The sequence below is a fragment of the Paenibacillus silagei genome, from assembly GCF_017874735.1.
In the GTDB taxonomy this organism is placed as follows: Bacteria; Bacillota; Bacilli; order Paenibacillales; family Paenibacillaceae; genus Paenibacillus_AQ; species Paenibacillus_AQ silagei.
In genome coordinates this window covers 38,509-62,215 of sequence record NZ_JAGGLV010000005.1, presented here as the reverse complement: position 1 = coordinate 62,215, position 23,707 = coordinate 38,509, and the positions used below count along the sequence as shown (strand labels likewise).

Sequence of the window (23,707 nt, the reverse complement as noted above, 5' to 3'; positions counted from 1 at the left end):
ATGAATATACTCGTAACCGGAGGTACAGGGTTCATCGGCAGATGGGTCGTTGAACGTTTGTTAAAGGATGGACAAAGTGTCTGGGTGATCGATAATCTGGCGAACTCATCCCTGGATAATCTGAAAGAGTATGAGGATAACGAGCATTTGCAGAAGGTGCAGATCATGGACCTCAAGGACAGAGCAGCCTTGAAGGAGCTTTTCCGCGAGACCTCCTTCGACCTGTGCTACCACCTGGCGGCAAGCATAAACGTGCAAGACAGCATTGATGATCCTGAAACCACGTTCAATAATGATACGCTTGCCACCTTCTATCTGCTCGAGGAATGCCGCAAGCAGCAGGTGAAGATGGTCTTCATGAGTACCTGCATGGTCTATGCCAGAGCTACGGATGAGCAGGGAATTGACGAGCAATCCCCCATCAAGCCAGCCTCGCCTTACGCCGGTGCCAAGATTGCAGCGGAGAATATGGTCCTGTCCTATTTCTACGCTTATGATCTGCCGGTGGTCGTTGTAAGACCGTTCAACACCTATGGTCCCTATCAGAAAACCGGGGGCGAAGGCGGCGTCGTGGCGATCTTCATTCACAGCAAATTAAAAGGCGAGCCGCTGAATATCTACGGAGACGGCACCCAATCACGGGATCTATTATACGTGGGGGACTGTGCAGATTTCGTGGTGGAGGCGGGCTACAGCGATAAGCTGCATGGAGAAATTGTCAATGCAGGCACGGGTGAGGATATCACCGTCAATCAATTGGCCGAGCTTATTGCAGACGGGCAGGCCCCCATCCATCACGTTCCGCATATTCACCCGCAGAGTGAGATCCAGAAGCTGTTATGCAATTACAACAAGGCGGAGAAGCAATTGTCCTGGACGCCTAAGGTTACCATTCAAGAGGGCATCCGGCGGACAGAGCAATGGATTCTTGAGACCTTTCACCGAAAGGAGCCGAACCAGTCATGAGAAAAAGCAAACTGGCCATTGACGGCGGGAAGCCTGTACGTGCCCACTACTTGCCGTATGGGAGACAGATGATCGATGACGAGGATATTGAGTCCGTGGTCAAGGTGTTGCAAAGTGATTATTTGACCAGCGGCCCTGCCATTGAGCAATTCGAAGCAGAGATCGCAGCGTTTACTGGGGCGAAATATGCGGTGGCTTTCTCCAGCGGAACAGCAGCGTTGCATGGAGCTTGTTATGCCGCCGGAATCGGTGAAGGGGATGAGGTGATTACAACCCCGATGACGTTTGCCGCCACGGCGAACTGTGTGCTGTATCAGGGGGGCGTACCGGTATTTGCCGATATCGATCCGCGGACGTATAACCTTGATCCGCAGCGGATCAGGGAGAGCATTACCGCGCGGACGAAAGCGATTATCCCGGTCCACTTCACCGGCCAGCCGGCGCAGCTTGATGAGATTCTGCAGATTGCCCGGGAGCATAATCTGATCGTGATCGAAGATGCCGCCCATGCGCTTGGTGCAAGATATAAGAATACAAGCATTGGGGCTATCGGAGACATGACCATGTTCAGCTTCCATCCTGTAAAGCATATAACAACGGGAGAAGGCGGAATGATTACGACCAATGACCCGGTGTATTATGAGAAGCTGCTGCAGTTCCGCACCCACGGCATCACCAGGGATGAGCGCAAGTTAAGGGAGAACCACGGACCCTGGTATTATGAGATGCAATTCCTCGGGTACAACTACCGGATTACAGATATCCAGACCTCACTCGGTATCTCCCAGCTGCGCAGAATCGGAAGCTTCATTGAGAAGCGCAAGCAGCTTGCCGCCTTATATCTGCAAGAGCTGAGCGGGACTGAAGAGCTTATTCTGCCGCATCAGCTGCCGGAGGCGGAGTCGAGCTGGCACCTGTTCATTGTCAGACTTCAGCTACCGAAGCTGAAGGCCACCCGCAAGACGGTCTTTCAGGCGCTGCAAAAGGAGAACATCGGAGTAAACGTCCACTACATCCCCGCCTATCTCCATCCGTACTACGAAAGCTTGGGGTTCCGCAAGGGAATCTGTCCGGTTGCTGAAAGCTGCTACGAGGAATTCATTACGCTGCCGTTATATGCGGGCATGGACGCCGAAGATGTGATGGATGTGGTCGCCGCGGTCAAGAAGGTGATCCGCCACTACTCCAAGTGAAAATAGAGAAGGGAGTGATTAATGTGGCCAAGGCAAAAGTGATTGCCGAGATTGCCAATGCCCATATGGGCGACCCCGGCCGGCTGCGGGAGCTGATCCTCGCAGCCGCACGCAGCGGCGCTAACGGGGTGAAATTTCAATGGTTCCATTACGACAGCCTAGCGGTGCCGGATTTCATCCATTATCAGACGTATATCGATTTGTTCATCGGCAAGCAGCAATGGGCGGAGGCGGTACAGCTTGCCAAGGCTGCGGGGCTGGAGGTCTGGGTAGATGTCTATGATGAATGGGGTGTCGGGCTTCTCGCGGAGCTTGAATCGCAGGTAGACGGCTTGAAATTACCCACAACCGTCTTACAGTCGCTCCCCTTGATAGAAGCCCTGCACAGGTTCGATAAGCCCTTACTTATCGGTGTAAGCGGCTGGCTGGAGGAAGAGATGGATTCCCAATTATCCTACATCCGGAGTCATTTCAAAGGCCCAATCGTGCTGATGCACGGCTTCCAGGGCTATCCGACCCGGACGGAGGATTCCAATCTGAGCCGGATCGCCCATATTAAGCAAACCTATCAGCTGGAGGTGGGCTTCGCGGACCATGAGGATGCTGATCATGAAATGGCGGTCGATCTTCCGGTCTATGCCTATCTGCTGGGGGCCAGTGTCATTGAGAAGCATATCACCCTGAACCGTGCGGAGAAGGGCATTGACTATTATTCGGCGCTTACGCCGGAGGAATTCGGGCGGATGGTGGATAAGCTGCGCCGGGCAGAGTGTGTACTGGGGAGCCTCGAAATTAAGGAATCGGAAAGAAGGTATCTGGAGGATTCCTCTCTGAAGATCGTCTCCCGTACGGAGCTGCGCCCGGGTGAAATGATCACGCCTGCGAACATATGCTATAAGCGTTCCTCTATGCCGGATGCCCTCATGGCGCGCAATGCTTCGGTGCAATTCCCTGTGATTGCAACGGCAGCAATACCAGCGAACACACCCATCACGCCCGGGAAGGTAAAAGCACCCAAAATCTGCATCGCCGTCATCTGTAGATTGAAATCTACCCGGCTCCGCCGCAAGGCGCTGCGCGAGATTCACGGCATTCCAGCCATCGAGAGATGCCTGATGAATTGTCTGGCTGTGCCGGGCGGCTATGAGGTGGTGCTGGCCACCTCGGATCTGCCGGACGACCAGCCCCTTACAGCGTTCACCCTGAACCATCAGGTGAAGGTGGTAACCGGCGACCCGGACAATGTGGCTGCAAGAATGCTGAGCGTGGCTGAAGCGGCCCAGGCAGATATCGTAGTCCGGGTCACCGGCGACAATCCGGCGATCTCCCCGGAGATGCTTCAGCTGCTGATAGACCGGCATCTGGTAAGCGGTGCGGACTTTACCTACGCCAAGGAGTCGACCATGGGGACGGTGGGGGATGTGTTTACCGTTGAAGCGCTGAGAAGGCTGCTGCACTATTCCAATCCGCTTACGCATGCGGAGTATCTGTCCTTTTACTTTTTCAACAATCCGACGCTCTTCAAGATCAATGCTGTGGATCTTCCTGCAGAGTGGGTGCATCCCGAGTGGCGGTTAACCATGGATGAGCTTCAGGATCTGGAGCTGTTCGAGGCGATCTATCAGGCACTGGATGTGGGGGCAAGACCGCTGTACTTCGAAGAATTGAAGGCATTCCTGCAGGGCCACCCTGAGATGGCTGAGCGCAACAGGGGCATTCAGGTGAAATGGCGGGATGATACGGAGCTGGTCAAGGAGCTGAATGAAGCAACCACCCTGAAGAAGAGACCCTAACGTTAGCGAGGCTAAGGAAGATGATGAATAAAGCCAGGCTTGTGCTGGGTACAGCCCAGTTAGGCGGAAATTACGGAATTGCGAATACAGCCGCCACTCTCTCTGTGCAACAGAGGAATGAGCTGCTCCAATATGCCCTCTCCTCGGGGATCGGTTATTTGGATACCGCACCCGGATACGGGGACAGCGAGTCTATCATTGGAGATTGCCTGGAAGATGCAGATCCGCAGAGCAAGCCGCAGATTGTGACGAAGCTCCCTTCCGTCCAGCGGTTAGGACTGCACACGGAGGAAGCGCGGAGGAGGTTCGTCACCGCTTCCGTCCGCTCTTCCCTGACCCGGCTGAAGTGCTCTGCGCTGGATGTCTGTCTCTTGCATGATCCGCTCGATCTGACTTACCAGGGCGGCGAAATTCTGCGAATACTGCAGGAGCTGAAGCAGCAGCAGCTGATCCGCAGAATCGGCGTATCCGTGTATGATGCGGAGGATATTGCGAATTTTATGCGCGAGGAAGACCTGGACAGCATTCAAATTCCGCTGAATGTGCTGGACCAGAGATGGATAACGAATGAAATGCTGGAGCGGCTCGCCCGGAAGGGCATAGAAATCTTCGTCCGCAGTGTCTATCTGCAAGGCCTGCTGCTGATGGCACCGGAGCAGCTTCCGGCGGGGCTGAAGCAAGCGGAGCAGCCGTTGTTACGATTAATCAGGTACAGCGAGGAAACCGGGATACCGGTTAAAGAGCTGTGCTTCCTCTATGTGAGGGATCTTCCGGGGATATCCGGGCTGGTGATTGGTTGCGAGACGGTGGAACAGGTGCAGGAGAACCTGCGGATGATGGCGTTGCCCCCTCTAAGCCGGGGAGTGAGGCAGAAGCTTGGTGAATCCTTTACGGATATTCCTGTAGAGATCATTGACCCCAGGAGGTGGAAGTAACCGGATGCGTACTCTTCAAGAATTATTCAATCTGCAAGGCCGGACAGCGGTTGTGACCGGAGGGGCTGGTTATCTGGGCACAGCTATAGCAGAGGGGCTGGCTGAGGCTGGCGCGTCAGTCTATCTGGTAAGCTCAAGTGGTCAGCGCTGCAAGGAGACCGCTGAGGCGATCGCCCGCACCACCGGATCAGCCTGCTTCGGCATTGCAATGGATATCCGGGATGAAGCATCAGTCAGAGCATGTATTCAGAGCATCGCCGAAGCGGCCGGGAGCATTGATATCCTGGTGAATAATGCCGCATTCAGCTCAGCCGCCAAGCTGGCCGTCATGAGTGAAGAACAGTGGCTGGCCGGGCTGGACGGGACGATCAACGGAACCTTCAGATGTGTCAAGTCCGTCCTGCCCTATATGGTTGAACAAAAAGGAGGCTCCATCATTAACGTCTCCTCGATGTATGGGCTGGTCTCGCCGAACCCGGAGGTCTACGGAGACAGCGGGATGGATAATCCCGCCAATTACGGGGCCGGTAAAGCGGCGATTGGCCAGTTTACCCGTTACATTGCCTGCCACTTCGGGCAACATGGAATCAGAGCGAATACGGTATCGCCTGGGCCTTTTCCAAATGCAGCGGTTCAAGCCGATTCGCAGTTCATACGGCAGCTGGAGAGGAAGAATCCGCTGGGCAGGATCGGCACTCCTGAAGATCTAAAGGGAGTGATGGTATTCCTGGCTTCCGCCGCGTCAAGCTATGTTACAGGTGAGAATATCTCTGTTGACGGAGGCTGGACCGCATGGTAAGCACAGCAGCTAATCCAATGAATATATGGATCCGGGCCGATTCCTCGTATTCTATGGGCACGGGCCATATCATGCGCTGCCTGACACTTGCAGGCGGGCTCGCCGCCAGAGGCGGGCAGATCACGTTCATTTGCCGTGAGCTGCCGGGGAATCTGGCTGACTATATCAGGGGCCAGGGCTATGCGGTGGAGCTGCTGCCGCCTCCGGATGATCCGTCGTACGCCGCATTCTGGCTTCAGGTGGATTGGCGGACCGATGCCTTGCAGACAGTTCAGCGGCTGGAGGGAGCTGCTCCTATAGATTGCCTCATTGTTGACCATTACGGGATTGATAAGCGGTGGGAAGCATGGGTACAGGGAAAAGCGAAGAAGATCGTGGCCATCGACGATTTGGCGGACCGCCCGCATGAGTGTGATCTGCTGCTGGACCCCAATCCATCCGCTGCCCGGGACCGCTACCAGGGGCTGCTTCCCGCCTACTGCACGAAGTTGACAGGCACCTGCTATACGCTGCTGCGGCCGGAATTCCGCGCGGCTAAGCTGGGGCTGGCTGAACGGGACGGAGGCATAAACCGGGTTCTGGTCTTTTTTGGCGGCACAGATCCTACGGGTGAGACCCTCAAAGCCTTACAGGCCCTGCAAAGTCCCGCCTTCGCTAACCTGCAGCTGGATGTCGTAGCAGGCGGAATGAACTGCCGCAAGGATGACATCGCAGCGTTATGTGACTCGATGCCACAGGCCAGCTTCCATTGCCAGATTGATTACATGGCGGACTTGATGCAGAAGGCAGACCTCTCCATCGGAGCAGGCGGAAGTACGACCTGGGAGCGCTGTTACCTGGGCCTGCCTTCACTGTGTATTATTACGGCGGATAATCAGCGGGAGATCACGGCCTTGGTTCATGCGCAGGGAGCTGCACTTTGCCTGGGGAAGAGTAATGAGGTGACCGCTCAAGCCATTGAGCAGGGGCTTAAGGCTATGCTGGCCGACCCGTCCAAGGTACAGGCCATGTCTAAGCAAGCGCTCCGCCTGATGGGCGAGGATAAATGGAATGAGGTCATAGACAGGATTATGGGAGGGGACTATGGCAGACCTAAGGGACTACAGGCTTGAGAAGCTGGGCCAAGAGCATAGCCGGCTCATATGGGAATGGCGCAATGCCGATCACATCAGGCCGTATATGAATCATGACGAGATCATTCCGCTGGAAGAGCATCTTAACTGGATGCATGCTATAGAGGAGGATACCAGCCGGGTGGTCCGAATCTGTTACTATCTGGACACACCGGCAGGCTTCGTGCAGTTCTCACAGATTGACAGGGTCCACAAGACCTGTGAATGGGGCTTTTATATAGGGGACAAGAGCTGTCCCCCCGGCTCCGGCACCATGATGGGAATCTTGGCGCTGGAGCATATTTTCCAGGTGGAGCAGCTAAATAAGGTGTGCGCACAAATCCTGGATTTCAATCAGCGGAGCTTGTCCTATCACCGCAAGCTAGGCTTCATAGAGGAAGGCAGGCTAGGCAGACAACGGATCAGAAATCATCAGCCTGTGGATGTGGTCTTGATGGCCCTATTCCGGGAGCAATGGGAGAAGCACAGGCTACGGCTGACAGAGGAGGCAACGACAGGCCATGAAGGAAATCAGGATCGGTAACCGCACCATCGGCAGCGGGCATCCGCCTTTTGTCATCGCGGAGATGTCCGGTAATCATAATAAGTCCCTGGACCGCGCGCTCGACATCGTTAAGGCCGCCGCCCGGGCTGGCGCACATGCGTTCAAAATCCAGACCTATACGCCGGACACCATGACGCTTAATCTGCAGAATAAGGATTTCATGATTGGGGATTCGAATGGACTGTGGAAGGGAAAATCGCTGTATGAGTTGTATGCTGAGGCGTATACGCCATGGGAGTGGCATGAGCCTATCTTTGCTTCGTGCAGGGCGCTCGGGATGATTCCGTTCAGCACCCCGTTCGATGAGTCCTCGCTCGAATTCCTGGAGACCCTCGGCGTCGACTGCTACAAGATTGCTTCCTTCGAAAATAATGATATTCCCTTATTGCGGAAGGTGGCCTCCAAAGGGAAGCCGATGATTATTTCCACCGGGATGGCCTCGCTTGGCGATATTGAACAGGCTGTCCACACCATTACCGAAGCCGGCTGCCGGGAATATATCCTGCTCAAATGCACCAGCAGCTATCCGGCTTCGCCCGGGAATACCAACCTCAATACCATTCCGTATCTGCGCGACATCTTCCGTGCTCAGGTGGGCCTGTCCGACCATACCCTGGGCGTAGGGGCCGCTGTGGCAAGCGTGGCGCTGGGCAGTACGGTGATCGAAAAGCATTTCACCCTGAACCGTGCGGAAGGCGGCGTGGATGCTGCATTCTCCCTGGAGCCGGCAGAATTCGCTTCCCTGGTCCGGGAGACGGATACGGCCTGGAGGGCACTCGGGGGTATCTCCATCGGTCCCACCCCCGAAGAAGAGAAATCCCTGCAATTCAGACGATCTGTCTATACCTCCAAGGACATCAAGGCCGGAGACCTGCTCACTGCGGATAACATCAAAGTCATCCGCCCCGGCTACGGCCTCGCGCCCAAATACTATGATCTTCTTCTCGGCAAACGCCTCAGAACCGATCTGCCCGTCGGCACCCCGCTGAGCTGGGACCTGCTGTTGTAATCCGCCTTGACAATTGGGGCGAAAACGTCTATAACTAGAACATATCTGTATCCATTGAGTCTAAATTCGATGACGGGACAAGTACGATAAGGTAACGTTCTCCAGAGAGTCGGTGCTTGCTGCGAGCCGATCGTTCACGCCTTACCCGAAGATCCTCCCCTAGAAGCTAAGCTGAAGCGTGTATACGTGCGTAGGCTCCGCCGTCTGCCGGACGTTATCCCGGACCCGCAAGGTTGTCTATTGCCTGCGGACTGAGATTGTACTGAATCCACACCCTTAGGATGTGCGTGCAGTGCAGATTAGGGTGGTATCGCGAGCGCTGTCTCGCCCCTTTGGGGGCGGGGCGGCGCCTTTTTGTGTGGTGGGCATCCCCCTAAATCGTCAGAGATCCCCCTAAATCCCCCTTCCAAGGGGGACCCCAAGGGCTGGCCGCCCTCTGGACACCCGCAGGCAAGTGCTTATCGAGGTTGGAGAGGCGTCCGCGGAAGGGGGGGGATTTGTTCGGCGTAGGACCGGCCCTTCTTAGGCTGCCCTATCGGGTACGCCTGCGGGGCCTCAACAGCGCCCCGAGCAATGGGCCAAGAGCCCCCGGCAAGAACCCCAGGCACAGCGCGGACGGTGTAACGGACTGAGGAGCCCTTATTCTGGAAGAAAGCTACTATTAGGGCAAGTAAAGGACCCCACAGCCCTTATTACCGGAAAATTCGCTTCTAGATGGTTCTTAGTAGGACAATAAGGTCGACTGGGTCCGTTAGTTCGCCAAAAGTGCTGTTTTCTTGAATATAACGGCTCTGCGGTCCGCTAGGACTGACCTACTCGGTTGGTGTGGCTTCTTTTCATCCAACCTTCAGTGGGCCTGGGTTTAAAGATTCATGCTGCATTAGCGCGGTTAAGGCCCCGCAGGCGTACCCGTCAGGGCAGCCTAAGAAGGGCCGAGGACCCCGTCGAAGTAATCCTTCCCGTCCACTGACACTGCTCCTCGCACGATGCACTTATTTCGGGTGTCCAGAGGGCAGCGCCCTTGGGGCCCTCCCTTGGCGAAGGGAGGGTTTGGGAGGGATCGAAAATCTTTAAAATCTCGCAACGGTTTACGCTTGCAAGCTTTAAAATCTTTTAAAAAGAAGGCTCGGATGTAATCCGATACAGTTTAAGACTAAACGAAGGGATTGACCATCATGCATAAGGTAGACGTCAAAGAAAAAGCCCGGGCCAGAGATGTCCGGATCTTGAAAAAGTGGAGTGAGGAGGACACATTCCGCCGCTCGATGGAGAACCGCGAGGGACGCCCGAACTATGTGTTCTATGAAGGGCCGCCGACCGCGAACGGGGTGCCGCATATCGGGCACGTGCTGGGCCGGGTCATCAAGGATTTTATCGGCCGCTACCAGACCATGAAGGGCTTCCGCGTCATCCGCAAAGCGGGCTGGGATACGCACGGCCTGCCGGTAGAGCTCGGAGTGCAGAAGAAGCTTGGCATCTCCGGCAAGCAGGATATCGAAGAATATGGTGTGGAGAAGTTCATCAAGGAATGCAAGGAAAGTGTATTCGGCTATGAGAAGCAGTGGCGCGAGTTCACGGAAGCGATCGGCTACTGGACAGATCTGGATCATCCGTATGTAACACTGGACAATACGTATATCGAGAGTGTGTGGAACATCCTGGCTACGGTTCATGAGAAAGGCCTGATGTACCGGGGGCACCGCGTTAGCCCGTACTGCCCGAGCTGCCAGACGACCCTCAGCTCCCATGAAGTAGCCCAGGGATATAAGACCGTTAAGGATCTGAGTGCCACCGCCAAGTTCAAGCTGGACGGCAGCGGCGACTATGTGCTGGCCTGGACGACTACGCCTTGGACGCTTCCGGCGCACATGGCGCTGGCGATGAATCCGGCTATGGAATATGTGCGTGCGCAGCAGGAAGACGGCGTGTATGTACTGGCTAAGAATCTGGTGGACGAAGTATTGAAGGGCGAGTACACCATCCTGTCTACACACACAGGCGCTGACTTTATCGGCCAGAGCTACACACCGCCGTTCGGTTATATCAAGGCAGAGAAGCATAATGTGATTGTCGGAGCCTCTTTTGTAACGGACTCCAGCGGTACCGGGATCGTACATATGGCTCCGGCTCACGGGGAAGACGACTATAAGAGCTGCCGCGAGAATGGGATCAGCTTCGTGAATGTAGTGGATGCTTCCGGGAAATACACGGATGTAGTGAGTGATTTTGCCGGACGGTTCGTGAAGGAATGTGACCTTGATATTGTGAAGGTGCTGTCTGAACGCGGCCTGCTCTACCACAAAGAGAAATACGAGCACAGCTATCCGTTCTGCTGGCGCTGCGACACCCCGCTGCTCTATTACGCAACAGACAGCTGGTTCATCCAGACGACAGCAATCAAGGATCAGCTGATTGCCAACAATAACAGTGTGGACTGGTACCCGGACCATGTGCGCGAAGGCCGCTTCGGCAAGTTCCTGGAGGAGCTGGTGGACTGGAATATCAGCCGTAACCGCTACTGGGGTACACCGCTTAACGTATGGGTCTGCCAGGATACCGGCAAGGAATTCGCACCGCACAGCATCGCCGAGCTGAGAGCGATGGCCATCGGCGAGGTCGCTGAGGATATCGAGCTGCATAAGCCGTATGTGGATAATATCCAGCTGCGCAGCCCGTTCAGCGAAGGCGGCGTCATGGTCCGCACCCCGGAAGTGATCGACGTCTGGTTCGACAGCGGCTCGATGCCGTTCGCCCAGAGTCATTACCCGTTCGAGAATCAAGACCGGTTCGAGGACCAGTATCCGGCAGATATGATCTGCGAAGGGATCGACCAGACGCGCGGCTGGTTCTACAGCCTGCTGGCAGTATCGACCCTGTTCACAGGCAAGGCGCCGTACAAGGCGGTTATCGCCCACGGCCATATTTTCGATGAGAACGGCCAGAAGATGTCCAAATCCAAAGGCAATGTCATCGACCCTTGGGAGATCATGAACGAATACGGCACGGATGCCTTCCGCTGGGCCATTCTGTCTGACAGTGCGCCGTGGAACAACAAGCGGTTCTCGCGCGGTCTGGTCGGGGAGACGAAGTCCAAGGTAGTGGACACTCTGGTGAACACGCATGCCTTCCTAACGCTGTACGCCGGAATCGACGGCTATGATCCTGCGGATCACACGTTCAAGGTGTCTGAGCATAAGCTCGACCGCTGGATTCTGTCCCGCCTGAACAGCCTGATCGTGCTGGTGGATAAAGGGCTGGCTGTGAATGATTTCGTGAACACCTCCAAGGCCATTGAGAACTTCGTGGATGAGCTGAGCAACTGGTACATCCGCCGTTCCCGTGACCGGTTCTGGGGCAGCGGGCTGGGCGAAGAGAAGCTGGATGCTTACCGCACCCTTACGCATGTCCTGCTGACCACAGCCAAGCTGATGGCTCCATTCACCCCGATGCTGTCCGAGGATATCTTCACGAACCTGGGCGGCGGAGAGAGTGTGCATCTGGCAGACTATCCGGCAGCGGATGAGAACCTGATCGACCTTGCTCTGGAAAAAGATATGGAGTACGCCCGCGGCATCGTCGAGCTGGCCCGTAACGTCCGCAACGAGAGCGGCATCAAGACCCGCCAGCCGTTGTCCGAGCTGATTGCCTCCACTCCGGACGACTTCAACGTGGCGGATTATGAAGAGCTGATCAAAGAAGAGATCAACGTCAAAAATATCGTCATCGAGCACAGCGACAGCGGCTTCGTAGACTTCACCCTGAAGCTGAACCTGAAGGTGGCGGGTAAGAAATACGGCAAGAGCGTCGGCTTCCTGCAAGGCTTCCTCAAAGCGATGGATAGTGACGCTACCCGCAAAGCAGTGCAAGAAGGCGTTATCGCCATTGTGTCACCGGACGGAGAAGAGCTGCAGATTACGTCCGAGGAGCTGCTGGTTGAGAAGCAGGCCAAACCAGGCTTTGCCTCCGCTTCCGGCTATGGACTGACCGTGGCCTTGAACACGGAAATCACGCCGGAGCTGGTACAGGAAGGCTGGGTACGCGAAGTCGTACGTGCGGTGCAGGATTACCGCAAACGTCTGGACCTGCCGATCGACAAGCGGGTTGCGCTGACCCTGCATGTCGATGACGAGCTGAAGGCGGCGGTGACCGCATTCGAGCATGTGCTGCGTGAGAATGTACTGGTGACTACGGTTGATTTTGACGGAGAGTATACCTATGAGACCGTGGATGCCGGCGGCAAGAGTATCGGTATTCATATCGGCGCTTAACTCCGGAGCGGCCGCGCATTTCCTGCATTACTTGTCCATGTATGGCATATACTAGCCGCAAAGAAAGTTTCCACGGGTTAGAATGCAAATGACGAGCCCTGTGCTTGAAGAGAGAATTCTCTTTGACCGGGCTCGTTTGTTTTGCGGCGTATAGACAACAGGAGGTGCAGGGGCATGGGCGGATGGAACAACGGGAAGATTCCTGCGGAGCAGCCGAAGCAGCCGGAAGGGCCGGGCAGAATTTCGATCAGAACCACGGACAGAGGGAATAACAGGGAGGAAGCACAGCATGAGCAGAAGCCCACGCATTCTGGAGCAGGCCAACCATCGGGCAAGACAGATCCGGGCGCAGAATATCCTGAGAAAAGTCAGCCGACCGCTTCCCCTCCTAAGCCTACAGCGGCTGTTACAGCAGCCGTCGATCCGGCCGATCTTCCCCCGGAAGAGAAGCTGAACGCCTTGTACCGGATGACCACGAGTCTGGCTCAACAGATGGAGAAGTCACGAATCTCGGAATATACCGAGCTGCTGCATTCCCCGTTCCGGCTGATCTGGCTGAACATTCTCTCCGGAACAGCCAGGGGGCTGGGGATTGCGCTCGGGTTCACTTTTTTTGCGGCGACGATTATTTATGTGCTTCAGGTGCTGGGTGCGCTGAATCTGCCGATCATCGGCGACTATATCGCGGACATTGTGCGGATTGTCCAGCATCAGCTGGAGCTGAAGACGTTCTGAGTGCGGCTGAACCTGAAATAACCCCACAATGTGGGGCCTTGCGATTGCGAATAGAAGGAAATGGAACAGGGTTCCAAGACAAGCACAGGGATAGTTGTAAAATGTACACCTAAATGCAGCAAAATAGCCTGCTTTAAACAGATAACTGTAATCTGTACAACTAAATTTGCCTAAAGAGGACCGAACTTAGAGTACAAGGCTTTTTAAATGTACGGAATGCAACTAAACAGGATATCGCGTATAAATCAGATGTTTTACTTGTACAAAGTGCAATTAAGCCAATCCAACTCTCTCATCGGATCATTCCTAACCATTGCCAAGCAACATTAGCTGGGCATGGTTTGTGCTCATTTGCTGTGCCAGCTGATCTATTTCCGTTCTTTTCGAGTCGGGTCCAGCAGGTAGTCGCCTTCCTCGTCGTCCATGTAATGGCGGTAGCTGTTGCCCTTGATAATCATCAGATGATTGCCCGAAATGTCGGTGGCCACGAAATTCTCCCAGGGCTCCACGAAGCCCTCGGTTTCGTCCGCTTCGATCTCCATATCATTGTAGGAGCCGATGTTGTTCCCATCTGCCATGGCCGGCGAATCGGAGTTGCCCCAGCTCTCCACGATCTGCCAGGCATCCTCGCCATCGAAGCCGTTCTGGTCGTCCCGCTCATCCAGACTGGTGCGGCCAAACGGCGGAGACAGCAGCTCTTCCTCGGCCGGACGGGTGAATGGAGCACTCTGGCGGGGAGCATGCTCTTTCGTGTAGCGGGTGGAGGGAAGGGCGGCCAGGCGCTCGTAGGGAATCGGTTCGCCGCTGACTATGCATACGCCGTAGGTTCCTTCATCCATCGCCTGCAGGGCAGCTTCAATATCGTCCAGCTCATGCTCATCGCGCTCCAGCAGGGAGATATCCATGGAACGGTTATACAGCTCTGTGGCAGCATCGCCGGGATGGTTATCAATTTCGGACAGCTCGCCGGTGTTGTCCCGCATAGCCTCCTGCAGTCCGTATTGTCCGCTATTGCTTAGCCTGTGCTTGATATCCTCCTGCTGCTGCAGGAGAGCAGTACGCAGCCCGGAGAGCTGCTGTGGTGTCAGATGGCTCATTGCTGTGAGCTCCTTTCGGTAGCTAATCGCTGAAACGGTACCGTCCTTTAAAAAGACGGCAAAGCCGGTTCCGCTTGTACGGATAGCTTGGCCTCCGGGGCCCCTTTTTAGCGATGGCAAATAGTGCCCTGACTTAACCGGCTTACCTGGTCATGCAATAGACGGGTTCTTGAGGCCTGTGCTACAATATACAAGTCTTTATACAGTATTCGTACCGCGTAGCCGCGGGAAAAATAAGAACGGAGTGACAACTTCTGTGGTGTACTTTCTGATTGCGCTAATTGTATTTCTGATTGACCAGGGTACCAAATATCTGATTGCCACCCGGCTGGAGCTCGCAGAGCAAATTCCGGTAATCAAGGATTTCTTCATTATTACGTCACACCGCAATCGTGGAGCCGCCTTCGGAATTCTGGAGGGGCAGCAGTGGTTCTTCATTGTGATTACAGTAATCGTTGTATGCGGAATCGTCTGGTACCTGAACAAGGCCCGCAAGACCCGCAAGCTGCTGCCTACCGCGCTGGCGCTTGTCCTTGGCGGAGCGATCGGCAACTTCCTGGACCGGATTCTTAACGGTGAGGTTGTGGATTTCCTCATGTTCAATTTCGGAAGCTATACGTTCCCGATCTTCAACGTGGCCGATTCCTGTATCGTGGTCGGGGTGGGCCTGATTATTCTGGACACGCTGCTGGAAGTGAAAGGCGAACAGGAAGTCACCGAGGTGAAGGAATCACAGGAAGTCAAAGAAGGGAATGAATGATTTGAACAAAGACGTCACAGAGCTGGCGGATTCAGGCGCCCTCGAGGAAGAAAGAGACGTCACCGAATGGATCGTTGCCGAGGGCAATGCGCGGGAGCGGATTGATAAATACGTTACAGAGGCCTTGGAAGACGAGATCTCGCGCTCCCAGGTTCAGCTATGGATCGGCAGCGGCCATGTTGTGGTGAACGGCTCGCCGGTCAAAGCGAACTACAAGCTGAATGAAGGCGATAAGGTAACCGTTACGGTGCCGGAACCCGAGGTTACGGACCTGATCGCACAGGATATCCCAATTGAAGTGGCTTATGAAGACAGTGATGTGATTGTGGTGAACAAGGCGCGCGGCATGGTCGTGCATCCGGCAGTAGGGCATCCCTCCGGCACTCTGGTCAATGCGCTGATGTATCACTGCAAGGATCTGTCCGGTATTAACGGCGAGATTCGTCCAGGCATTGTCCACCGGATCGACAAGGATACCTCTGGTCTGATTATGGCGGCCAAAAATGACGCCAGTCATGCTTCGCTGTCCGCCCAGCTTAAGGAGCACAGCGTGACCCGCCGCTATATCGCAGTGGTGCACGGCAATCTGTCTCATGACAAGGGAACCGTAGATGCTCCAATCGGCCGTGATCCGCATGACCGCAAGCTGTATACCGTAACCGAGAAGAACAGCAAGCGCTCCGTGACGCATTTTACCGTGCTGGAGCGGTTCGGTGACTGCACACTGCTGGAGCTTCAGCTTGAGACAGGACGCACGCACCAGATCCGTGTTCACATGAAATTCATCGGCCATCCGCTGGTGGGTGATCCGGTCTACGGGCGCAGCAAGGGAACTACTATGAACGGACAAGCCCTTCATGCAGCGGTACTCGGTTTTGTACATCCTTCTACAGGCGAGTACAAGGAGTTCAGCGCACCGATTCCGGCGGATATGGAAGAGCTTCTATTTACGCTGCGCAGCAGATAAGTACAAATCAATAGATTATAAATCCATGGTACACAGGCCGGATTTGCGTCATATTAAGAGCATAGCTTCACAATATAGGCCCAGGAGATGAATAGAAGATTATGAGCATTGAACAATATCAGGCGACATTCATTCAGACGAATTTTGCAGACCGCATCGGCGGCGAAGGATACGGCAAGGACACCTCCATCTACAAATTTGAGAAAATCAAGCGCGCCAAAGCTTCGGCGAAGCAGGATTTTCCGAACATTGAACTGATCGACATGGGCGTCGGTGAGCCGGACGAAATGGCAGATGAAGGCATCGTGTCCAGACTTGCGCTGGAAGCGGCTAAGGAAGAGAACCGCGGTTACTCCGATAACGGTATTCCTGAATTTAAGGCGGCTGCGGCTGTGTATCTTAAAGAAGTTTTTCAGGTGGACGGAATTGACCCTGTAACGGAAATCGTGCATTCCATCGGCTCGAAGCCTGCACTGGCTATGCTGCCATCCGTATTCATTAATCCGGGCGACATCACGATCATGACCATTCCGGGCTATCCGGTGCTGGGCACCCATACCAAGTATCTGGGAGGACAAGTCTACTCTGTGGAGCTGAAGAAGGAGAACAACTTCCTGCCTGACCTGAGCTCCATTCCTGAAGAGGTAGCCCGCAAGGCGAAGCTGCTCTACCTCAATTATCCGAACAACCCTACCGGTGCAAGTGCCACACCTGAATTCTTCAGCGAAGTAGTGGCCTGGGCCAAAAAATATGATGTAGTCGTCATCCATGACGCACCTTATGCTGCACTAACGTATGACGGCGTGAAGCCGCTGAGCTTCCTGTCCGTGCCTGGTGCCAAGGATGTTGGCGTTGAGCTGCATTCCCTGTCCAAGTCCTATAACATGACCGGCTGGAGAATCGGCTTCGTGGCCGGCAACCCGCTGATCGTGAAGGCGTTCAGTGATGTGAAGGACAACAATGATTCCGGCCAGTTCATCGCCATTCAAAAAGCTGCCGCTTACGGCCTCTCTCGTCCTGAGATTACCGAAGCGATTGCCGCCAAATACTCCCGCCGCCACAACATGCTGGTGGATGCGCTGAACAGCCTGGGCTTCAAGGCCGAGAAGCCGAAGGGCTCCTTCTTCCTGTATGTAGCCGCACCTAAGGGCGTCAAGGGCGGACGCCGTTTCGAATCCGGCGAGGATTTCTCGCAGTTCCTGATCCGCGAGAAGCTCATCTCCACCGTGCCTTGGGATGATGCAGGCGCGTTCGTGCGTTTCTCCGTGACCTTCGTGGCCAAGGGTGAGGAAGAAGAGAAACGTGTCATCTCCGAAATCCAAAGACGTCTGAGCGACGTTGAATTTGAATTTTAAGTTTTGGTTGGAATGGGAGCCGCTGCAGAGCAATCTGCGGCGGTTTTTATTTAAATATAAGCGAGGATTTATATGTTGCACACGATAACTTATCCTTCTATTTCTCGCTGAAACGGTACCGTCCTTTAAAAGGACGGCAATGCCGTTTCCACTTGGTCGCCGTCTATTTACTATGGTGATCGCCTGGCCTGACCCGGCCACCCGCCCCAATTTGTTGCACAAATTGCAACCTCGCACCGCTCAAACCAAGCCCGGACACGCAAATCCTGCACTTTTTGCAACAATCCATTCGGTGAAGATAACTATTTGGCATGAATCCTGCAAAAACTGCAACAATTGGCCCAGCAGCTTAGTTAAGCGGAAGAATTCCTGCATAATGTGCAACATTAGTGCATCAGTAAAGCATCAGTGCAGCCTATCCTTTCCGGTAAGCAACCCGATGGAAAGCATTAATGTACCGAAACAGCGCTTCGCCGTCATCCGGCACATTCACCGATCTACCCAGCGGCAGTATCATGGCCTGATAAGGCTCCGGTACCATTCGATATTGATGCACATAGGAGGTCAGGACGAACCCGTTCCGCTCCCAGAAATGAATACGTTCCTTGTGCGATGCCGTAGCCCCCGATTCCGCTTCGATGATGATTCCCCGGATGCCATGTTCCTGCACAGCCCAAGCTTTGATCTGCTCCAGCATCCAAGTCCCCGTTCCCTCCCCGCGCAATGCCTTATCCACCGCCAGGTAATCGATAATCAGGATCTTGTCCGCAGCTTGTCCCACAACGCCAGTAACAGCCATCGCGACAACCACCCCCTGATGCACCCCCGCATGTAAGTAACCAATCCCCCGGTTCAGCATACTGCGCAGTATCGCGTCCGTCTTAGCCCCGCTGGGAAAAGCCTCATGATAAACCTGCTCCATCCGCCCCCACCACGCTTCATCCCATTCTTCTATAGTAATAAACTCCATGTTCATGATTGTATTCGCCTCCAGCTTCATTCCAGTTTTATCATAACAGAGCAGGGGCTGGAACGAAATCAGGGTAGAATGTATGTGTAAAAAAATGGTATAATATAAGAACTAATAATCAGACTCTTGGGCTATTGGATTTTGTATGACATTATATTTCCATTAGGAGAGAGAAGATGAATACAATACCTGCACATGCTGAAACCCGTAAGAAAGCTGATATTGCTGAAGGCAGTAACGGTTATATTGATGAACAATTGCTGCCTCAGCAGGTGATCGAAGGCGGGGGGCCTTTTCGGCGAGTTGATCTATCCAGCCTTCCCGGACCCGTGAAATATATAGGATACATGATTGTCTACGGTATCCCCGTGTTGTTACTAAGTTTGATTGTGGCGGTCACTTTTTTTAAATGAGCCGGCATATTCCCGCTGATGCGGTGGCTTGTGCCATTAGTGCAATTCCTGCATTCTGCAGTTGTGTAGTCCGCACTATCAGCGCAGCGCCATAGTGCCCCCACTGCCTGCCCCTCCCCCAAGGGGGATGGCAAGTCCTTGTCCCTTGCACCGTTTAGGTGGAAGCGGCGGAGGGGATTTTGGAACTGCAGGAGCGGAGCGTCCGCCTTTATGTTTGGATTTCTACCGCTGCTGCGGTAATAATCAGGAAATCCAAACATAACAGCGGCCGAAAGTCCAAAATCACCGCAGCCGCGCCCTTCACCTAAATGTAGCCTGCTCCCGCCGCTCCCCCTCACCACGCCCACGAATATAATTTGACATCCCCCCATCCATCTGTCATAATTCCCTATAGTTGAATAGCGCCTTTAATTCAGTCCCGTGAGGCTGGCAAGGTAACGTGAATCGAGGTTCGCGTCATGAAAGAAGGAATCCGTAGGAGTACGGAGGGTCTTTTTATGCGCGCGGACACGCCATCTTTTTGAATCTGCGGATTTCACTCCTTGCCTGCTTTGGGCAAGGAGTTTTTTAGTTATCCGGGGAACTTGAACAGGCGATCAAGCAGGGGGATGGCAAAGAGGATGGTTACTGAAAAAAATGTCATTATGGACGAAACGGCGATTCGCCGGGCACTGTCACGCATTGCACATGAGATTTTGGAGAAAAACAAGGGTATCGAGAATTGCCTGCTGGTCGGCATCCGGACCCGGGGGATCTACCTGGCTCAGCGGATCGCGGAGCGCATTAAGGAAATTGAGGGCGTAGACATCCCTTACGGGGAGCTGGACATTACCCATTACCGCGATGACCGCGAAGGCGGCGGGAACAACCGGGAAGCGATGGACAAGACGGTTGTCAACAGCAACCTGATCCTGCCTCCGGGCACCAGCGGCACCCGGGACAAGAAAGTGATCCTGTTCGACGATGTATTGTACACCGGAAGAACGATCCGCGCGGCAATGGATGCGCTGATGGATTGCGGACGGCCCCGGATGATCCAGCTGGCTGTACTGGCTGACCGAGGCCACCGGGAGCTGCCGATCCGCCCCGACTATATCGGCAAGAACGTACCTACCTCCAGGCATGAGCAGATTGAAGTGTCCCTGAGCGAATACGACGGCAAGGACGAGGTGTACATTATTTCAAACCGGGAGGAACGATAACAATGATGACGGCAACTAAGGTGAAGGAACGCAGTCTGCTGGGGATGAAGGAGCTGGCGGAGTCGGAGATTACCCAGCTGTTAGACAGAACAGCCTACTGGGATCATCAGAGCGAGAAGCTCACGCCGGTGCTGAGAGCCCATTTTGTTGCCAATATGTTCTTCGAGAATAGTACGAGAACCCGCTTTTCCTTCGAGATGGCTGAGAAACGCCTGGGTGTGCAAGTACTGAACTTCACGGCTGCGGCTTCCAGTGTCGAGAAGGGCGAGTCCATCTACGACACAGTGCGCACACTAGAGTCGATGGGCATCGATGCCGGAGTGGTCCGGCTGAAGCCAGCCGGGGTACTGCAGCAGCTTGCCGAGAAGGTAGGCGTTCCGCTGATCAATGCCGGGGACGGCAACAACGAGCATCCGACGCAGGCGCTGCTGGACCTGTACACGATGCGCAAGCATTTTGGCGGATTGAAGGGCCTGAAGGTCTCGATTATCGGGGATATTATGCACAGCCGGGTAGCGCGGTCCAACCTCTGGGCACTCACCAAAATGGGGGCAAGCGTGCAGTTCTGCGCACCGGCAAATATGCAGGCTCCTGAGCTTGCGGCCTACGCTCCATATGTGTCTATGGAAGAAGCGCTGAAAGCGGATGTGGTCATGATGCTGAGGGTGCAGCTGGAGCGGCATGCTTCTGGCATTATTTTATCGGCCGAGCAGTACCGGGAGCACTTTGGGCTGACCGAGGAACGGGCATCGAGGCTGGACCCGGCAACGATCATCATGCACCCGGCGCCGGTTAACCGCAATGTGGAGATCGACGATGCGGTGGTGGAGAGCAGCCAGTCCCGGATTTTCCCGCAGATGGCGAACGGAGTCCCGGTACGGATGGCTGTCATGGAGCGGGCGCTGCAGTAGCAGAAAAAAACCTCACATAAGCGTATTAATAAATATACACAAAGATGAATTTTTATTATATAATAACTACAGAGCTTACGGCTGCGGCCGGAAGGCACAAAGGAGAATCCTAACCGTGATCATCAAAAATGCCAGTGTACTGAACGAAGAAGGCGTGCTGGAGCGCAAGCATATTGTTGTGCAGGACGGAGTTATCTCGAAGATTCAGGATGCCGCTGAGGCGGTAGAAGAAGCCGGAGAGATCGTTGAAGCGGAAGGCAAGCTGCTGATTCCGGGACTGATTGATATGCACGTACATCTGCGCGAACCGGGGTTCGAGCATAAGGAAACGATTGAGACCGGTGCACGTTCGGCAGCCAAAGGCGGATTCACAACGATTGCCTGCATGCCGAATACACGCCCGGTAACTGACAGTGCAGAGATCGTACAGCTCGTGAAGGACAAGGCACGTGAAGCGGGGCTTGTGAAGGTGCTGCCTTATGCGGCCATTACCAAGAATGAGCTGGGACGCGAGCTGACGGATTTTGCGGCACTGAAGGAAGCGGGAGCGATCGGCTTCACCGATGACGGCGTAGGCGTACAGAGCGCGCAGATGATGAAGGATGCGATGAAGCTGGCGAAGGAACTGGATATGCCGGTGATTGCCCACTGTGAGGATAACTCCCTGGTGGAAGGAGCGCCGGTAGCCGAAGGCACTTTTGCCGACAAGCATGGCCTGAAGGGAATTCCGAACGAGTCGGAAGCCATTCATGTAGGCCGTGACATTCTGCTGTCTGAAGCAACCGGTGTTCACTATCATGTGTGCCATGTCAGCACCGAGCAATCGGTCCGGCTGATCCGCCAGGCGAAGCAAATCGGCATTAAGGTGACCGCCGAGGTGTGCCCGCATCATCTGCTGCTCTCGGAGGAGGATATTCCGGGCATGGACGCCAATTGGAAAATGAATCCGCCGCTGCGCTCGCGCCGTGACGTTGAGGCCTGCATTGAAGGGCTGCTGGACGGCACGCTGGATATCATCGTGACCGACCATGCCCCGCACAGCGAGGAAGAGAAAGCCAAAGGCATGCAGCTTGCACCGTTTGGCATCGTCGGCTTTGAGACGGCCTTCCCGCTGCTGTATACCGCTTTTGTGGCCCCAGGCAAATGGGATCTGTCCCTGCTGGTGCAGCGGATGACCGCTGATCCGGCCCGGGTGTTCAGACTGAATACAGGCAGCCTTACCGTTGGGGCGCCTGCCGATCTGACCCTGATTGACTTGAATGAAGAGAAGGAAGTAGACCCGGCCACGTTTGCGAGCAAGGGTCACAATACACCTTTTACCGGATGGAAGCTTAAGGGCTGGCCGGTGAAGACCTGGGTAGACGGCAGAGCCGTATGGAGTGAGGCTTAACAGAAGTAAGCAGTAGCCCATGCAGCCCGGCTGCATGGCTGTGACATAAGAATCAGACTACAGAAACAAGAAGGAGTGGAAGGCATGCAGGCGAGATTGCTGCTTCAGGACGGAACACTGTTTACAGGCACCGCATTTGGCGCGGAAGGCGAGAAGACGGGCGAGGTTGTTTTTAACACAGGAATTACAGGCTATCAGGAGGTACTATCGGACCCTTCGTACTGTGGGCAGATCGTCACCATGACGTATCCGCTGATCGGGAATTACGGTATTACCCGTGATGACTTCGAGTCCGTGCGCCCTTTTGTACACGGCTTTGTGGTGCGGCGTCACGAATCCGTACCCAGCAACTGGCGTGCTGAATACAGTGTAGACGATCTGCTGAAGGAATATGACATTCCCGGCATCAGCGAGATTGATACCCGTATGCTTACCCGCATTATCCGCCACTATGGCACCATGAAGGCAATCCTCACCACTTCGAACAAGCGTGTGGAAGAATTGATGGAGATGATGGGTGACACGACCATTGAAGAGCTGCGCAATCAGGTTGCACGTACCTCAACTACAGCAGCCTACAGCAGCCCGGGCACCAAAGAACGCATCGTGCTGGTCGATTACGGCGCGAAGACCGGTATTCTGCGCGAGCTGAACAACCGCGGCTGTGATGTAGTGGTTGTCCCTCATGATGTCACCGCAGACGAGATTCGCCGCCTGAACCCGGATGGCATTCAGCTCTCGAATGGCCCTGGAGACCCGAAGGATGTGCCTTATGCGGTACAGACGATCTCCGAGCTGCTCGGCGAATACCCGATCTTCGGGATCTGCCTGGGACACCAGCTGTTCGCCCTGGCCTGCGGCGCCGATACCGAGAAGCTCAAGTTCGGCCATCGCGGCGGGAACCATCCGGTGAAAGAGCTGGAGAGCGGACGCTGCTTCATCACCTCACAGAACCATGGATACACCGTGAATGAGGAATCCATTTCCAGTACAGACCTGGAAGTTACCCATATCAATAACAATGACAAGACCGTTGAAGGACTGAAGCATACCCGCTACCCTGCTTTTTCGGTGCAGTACCATCCGGAAGCGGCGCCGGGACCGCATGACAGCAGTTATCTGTTCGACCGCTTCCTGCAGCTGATCGCAGACCACAAGGCACAGCGGCCGGCCGGATCGCGTCAGGCGCAGCTTGCAGCGAATGCCAGAATCACGGCACCTAAATCATCCGTACCCCAGCTTGAAGCCGTGAAAGGAGCTCTATAAC

The 23,707-nt window shown here is 54.7% G+C and carries 20 protein-coding genes; 18 read left to right on the top strand and 2 right to left on the bottom strand.

Going from position 1 to position 23,707, the window contains the following annotated elements:
* The 10 genes from J2Z70_RS09265 (at position 1) to J2Z70_RS09220 (ending at position 13,375) form a co-directional block, all read left to right on the top strand.
* Positions 1 to 966 (top strand): dTDP-glucose 4,6-dehydratase, encoded by a 966-nt coding sequence (locus J2Z70_RS09265; RefSeq protein WP_209871904.1) that lies wholly within the window; start codon positions 1 to 3, stop codon positions 964 to 966.
* The gene (gene pseC / locus J2Z70_RS09260) at positions 963 to 2,159 is read left to right on the top strand and encodes a UDP-4-amino-4,6-dideoxy-N-acetyl-beta-L-altrosamine transaminase (protein ID WP_209871901.1); all 1,197 of its coding nucleotides are present in this window, start codon (positions 963 to 965) and stop codon (positions 2,157 to 2,159) included. Before J2Z70_RS09265 ends, pseC begins: the two co-directional genes overlap by 4 nt.
* Complete coding sequence (locus J2Z70_RS09255) at positions 2,156 to 3,952, top strand: N-acetylneuraminate synthase family protein (protein WP_342593004.1); 1,797 nt, start codon at positions 2,156 to 2,158, stop codon at positions 3,950 to 3,952. The genes pseC and J2Z70_RS09255 overlap by 4 nt, the downstream gene beginning before the upstream one ends.
* 23 nt (positions 3,953 to 3,975) lie before the next feature.
* Positions 3,976 to 4,887, top strand: a complete 912-nt coding sequence (locus tag J2Z70_RS09250) for an aldo/keto reductase (protein WP_209871898.1) — start codon at positions 3,976 to 3,978, stop codon at positions 4,885 to 4,887.
* Between the two features lie 4 nt (positions 4,888 to 4,891).
* Positions 4,892 to 5,686: an SDR family NAD(P)-dependent oxidoreductase gene (locus J2Z70_RS09245; protein ID WP_209871895.1), complete on the top strand. Its 795-nt coding sequence runs from the start codon at positions 4,892 to 4,894 to the stop codon at positions 5,684 to 5,686.
* 17 nt (positions 5,687 to 5,703) lie between these two features.
* On the top strand, positions 5,704 to 6,798 hold the full coding sequence (gene pseG / locus J2Z70_RS09240) for a UDP-2,4-diacetamido-2,4,6-trideoxy-beta-L-altropyranose hydrolase (protein ID WP_209871892.1): 1,095 nt from the start codon (positions 5,704 to 5,706) through the stop codon (positions 6,796 to 6,798).
* A complete protein-coding gene (pseH, locus tag J2Z70_RS09235; protein WP_209871889.1) occupies positions 6,770 to 7,342 on the top strand; it encodes a UDP-4-amino-4,6-dideoxy-N-acetyl-beta-L-altrosamine N-acetyltransferase in 573 nt (190 codons plus the stop codon). Before pseG ends, pseH begins: the two co-directional genes overlap by 29 nt.
* Complete coding sequence (gene pseI / locus J2Z70_RS09230) at positions 7,320 to 8,372, top strand: pseudaminic acid synthase (RefSeq protein WP_209871886.1); 1,053 nt, start codon at positions 7,320 to 7,322, stop codon at positions 8,370 to 8,372. The genes pseH and pseI overlap by 23 nt, the downstream gene beginning before the upstream one ends.
* Positions 8,373 to 9,547: 1,175 nt before the next feature.
* Positions 9,548 to 12,640: an isoleucine--tRNA ligase gene (gene ileS, locus J2Z70_RS09225; protein WP_209871883.1), complete on the top strand. Its 3,093-nt coding sequence runs from the start codon at positions 9,548 to 9,550 to the stop codon at positions 12,638 to 12,640.
* A gap of 450 nt (positions 12,641 to 13,090) precedes the next feature.
* The gene (locus J2Z70_RS09220) at positions 13,091 to 13,375 is read left to right on the top strand and encodes a DUF5665 domain-containing protein (RefSeq protein ID WP_209872489.1); all 285 of its coding nucleotides are present in this window, start codon (positions 13,091 to 13,093) and stop codon (positions 13,373 to 13,375) included.
* Positions 13,376 to 13,743: 368 nt separating this feature from the next.
* Here the strand turns inward: J2Z70_RS09220 and J2Z70_RS09215 are convergent, their stop codons facing one another.
* Positions 13,744 to 14,472 carry a TraR/DksA C4-type zinc finger protein gene (locus J2Z70_RS09215; protein WP_209871880.1) on the bottom strand — a complete coding sequence of 243 codons (729 nt, stop codon included), beginning with the start codon at positions 14,470 to 14,472 and terminating at the stop codon, positions 13,744 to 13,746.
* A gap of 256 nt (positions 14,473 to 14,728) precedes the next feature.
* Here J2Z70_RS09215 and lspA point away from each other — a divergent pair, with 256 nt between their 5' ends.
* The 3 genes from lspA (at position 14,729) to J2Z70_RS09200 (ending at position 17,554) form a co-directional block, all read left to right on the top strand.
* Positions 14,729 to 15,232 carry a signal peptidase II gene (gene lspA, locus J2Z70_RS09210; protein ID WP_076075971.1) on the top strand — a complete coding sequence of 168 codons (504 nt, stop codon included), beginning with the start codon at positions 14,729 to 14,731 and terminating at the stop codon, positions 15,230 to 15,232.
* Positions 15,225 to 16,199, top strand: a complete 975-nt coding sequence (locus tag J2Z70_RS09205; protein ID WP_036724243.1) for an RluA family pseudouridine synthase — start codon at positions 15,225 to 15,227, stop codon at positions 16,197 to 16,199. Before lspA ends, J2Z70_RS09205 begins: the two co-directional genes overlap by 8 nt.
* A 101-nt stretch (positions 16,200 to 16,300) precedes the next feature.
* Positions 16,301 to 17,554 carry an LL-diaminopimelate aminotransferase gene (locus J2Z70_RS09200; protein WP_209871876.1) on the top strand — a complete coding sequence of 418 codons (1,254 nt, stop codon included), beginning with the start codon at positions 16,301 to 16,303 and terminating at the stop codon, positions 17,552 to 17,554.
* Positions 17,555 to 17,969: 415 nt separating this feature from the next.
* Here the strand turns inward: J2Z70_RS09200 and J2Z70_RS09195 are convergent, their stop codons facing one another.
* The gene (locus J2Z70_RS09195) at positions 17,970 to 18,530 is read right to left on the bottom strand and encodes a GNAT family N-acetyltransferase (RefSeq protein WP_245368117.1); all 561 of its coding nucleotides are present in this window, start codon (positions 18,528 to 18,530) and stop codon (positions 17,970 to 17,972) included.
* 170 nt (positions 18,531 to 18,700) lie between these two features.
* Between J2Z70_RS09195 and J2Z70_RS09190 the strand changes: the two genes are divergently transcribed.
* The 5 genes from J2Z70_RS09190 (at position 18,701) to carA (ending at position 23,706) form a co-directional block, all read left to right on the top strand.
* On the top strand, positions 18,701 to 18,937 hold the full coding sequence (locus J2Z70_RS09190; RefSeq protein ID WP_209871873.1) for a hypothetical protein: 237 nt from the start codon (positions 18,701 to 18,703) through the stop codon (positions 18,935 to 18,937).
* 620 nt (positions 18,938 to 19,557) lie between these two features.
* Positions 19,558 to 20,139, top strand: coding sequence for a bifunctional pyr operon transcriptional regulator/uracil phosphoribosyltransferase PyrR (gene pyrR, locus J2Z70_RS09185; RefSeq protein ID WP_036724239.1), 582 nt, complete (start codon positions 19,558 to 19,560; stop codon positions 20,137 to 20,139).
* A 2-nt stretch (positions 20,140 to 20,141) separates the two neighbouring features.
* Positions 20,142 to 21,050: an aspartate carbamoyltransferase catalytic subunit gene (locus tag J2Z70_RS09180; protein WP_209871870.1), complete on the top strand. Its 909-nt coding sequence runs from the start codon at positions 20,142 to 20,144 to the stop codon at positions 21,048 to 21,050.
* 115 nt (positions 21,051 to 21,165) lie between these two features.
* Positions 21,166 to 22,440, top strand: coding sequence for a dihydroorotase (locus J2Z70_RS09175; protein WP_425355106.1), 1,275 nt, complete (start codon positions 21,166 to 21,168; stop codon positions 22,438 to 22,440).
* Positions 22,441 to 22,524: 84 nt separating this feature from the next.
* Positions 22,525 to 23,706: a glutamine-hydrolyzing carbamoyl-phosphate synthase small subunit gene (gene carA / locus J2Z70_RS09170; RefSeq protein ID WP_209871867.1), complete on the top strand. Its 1,182-nt coding sequence runs from the start codon at positions 22,525 to 22,527 to the stop codon at positions 23,704 to 23,706.
* Position 23,707: the final 1 nt, after the last annotated feature.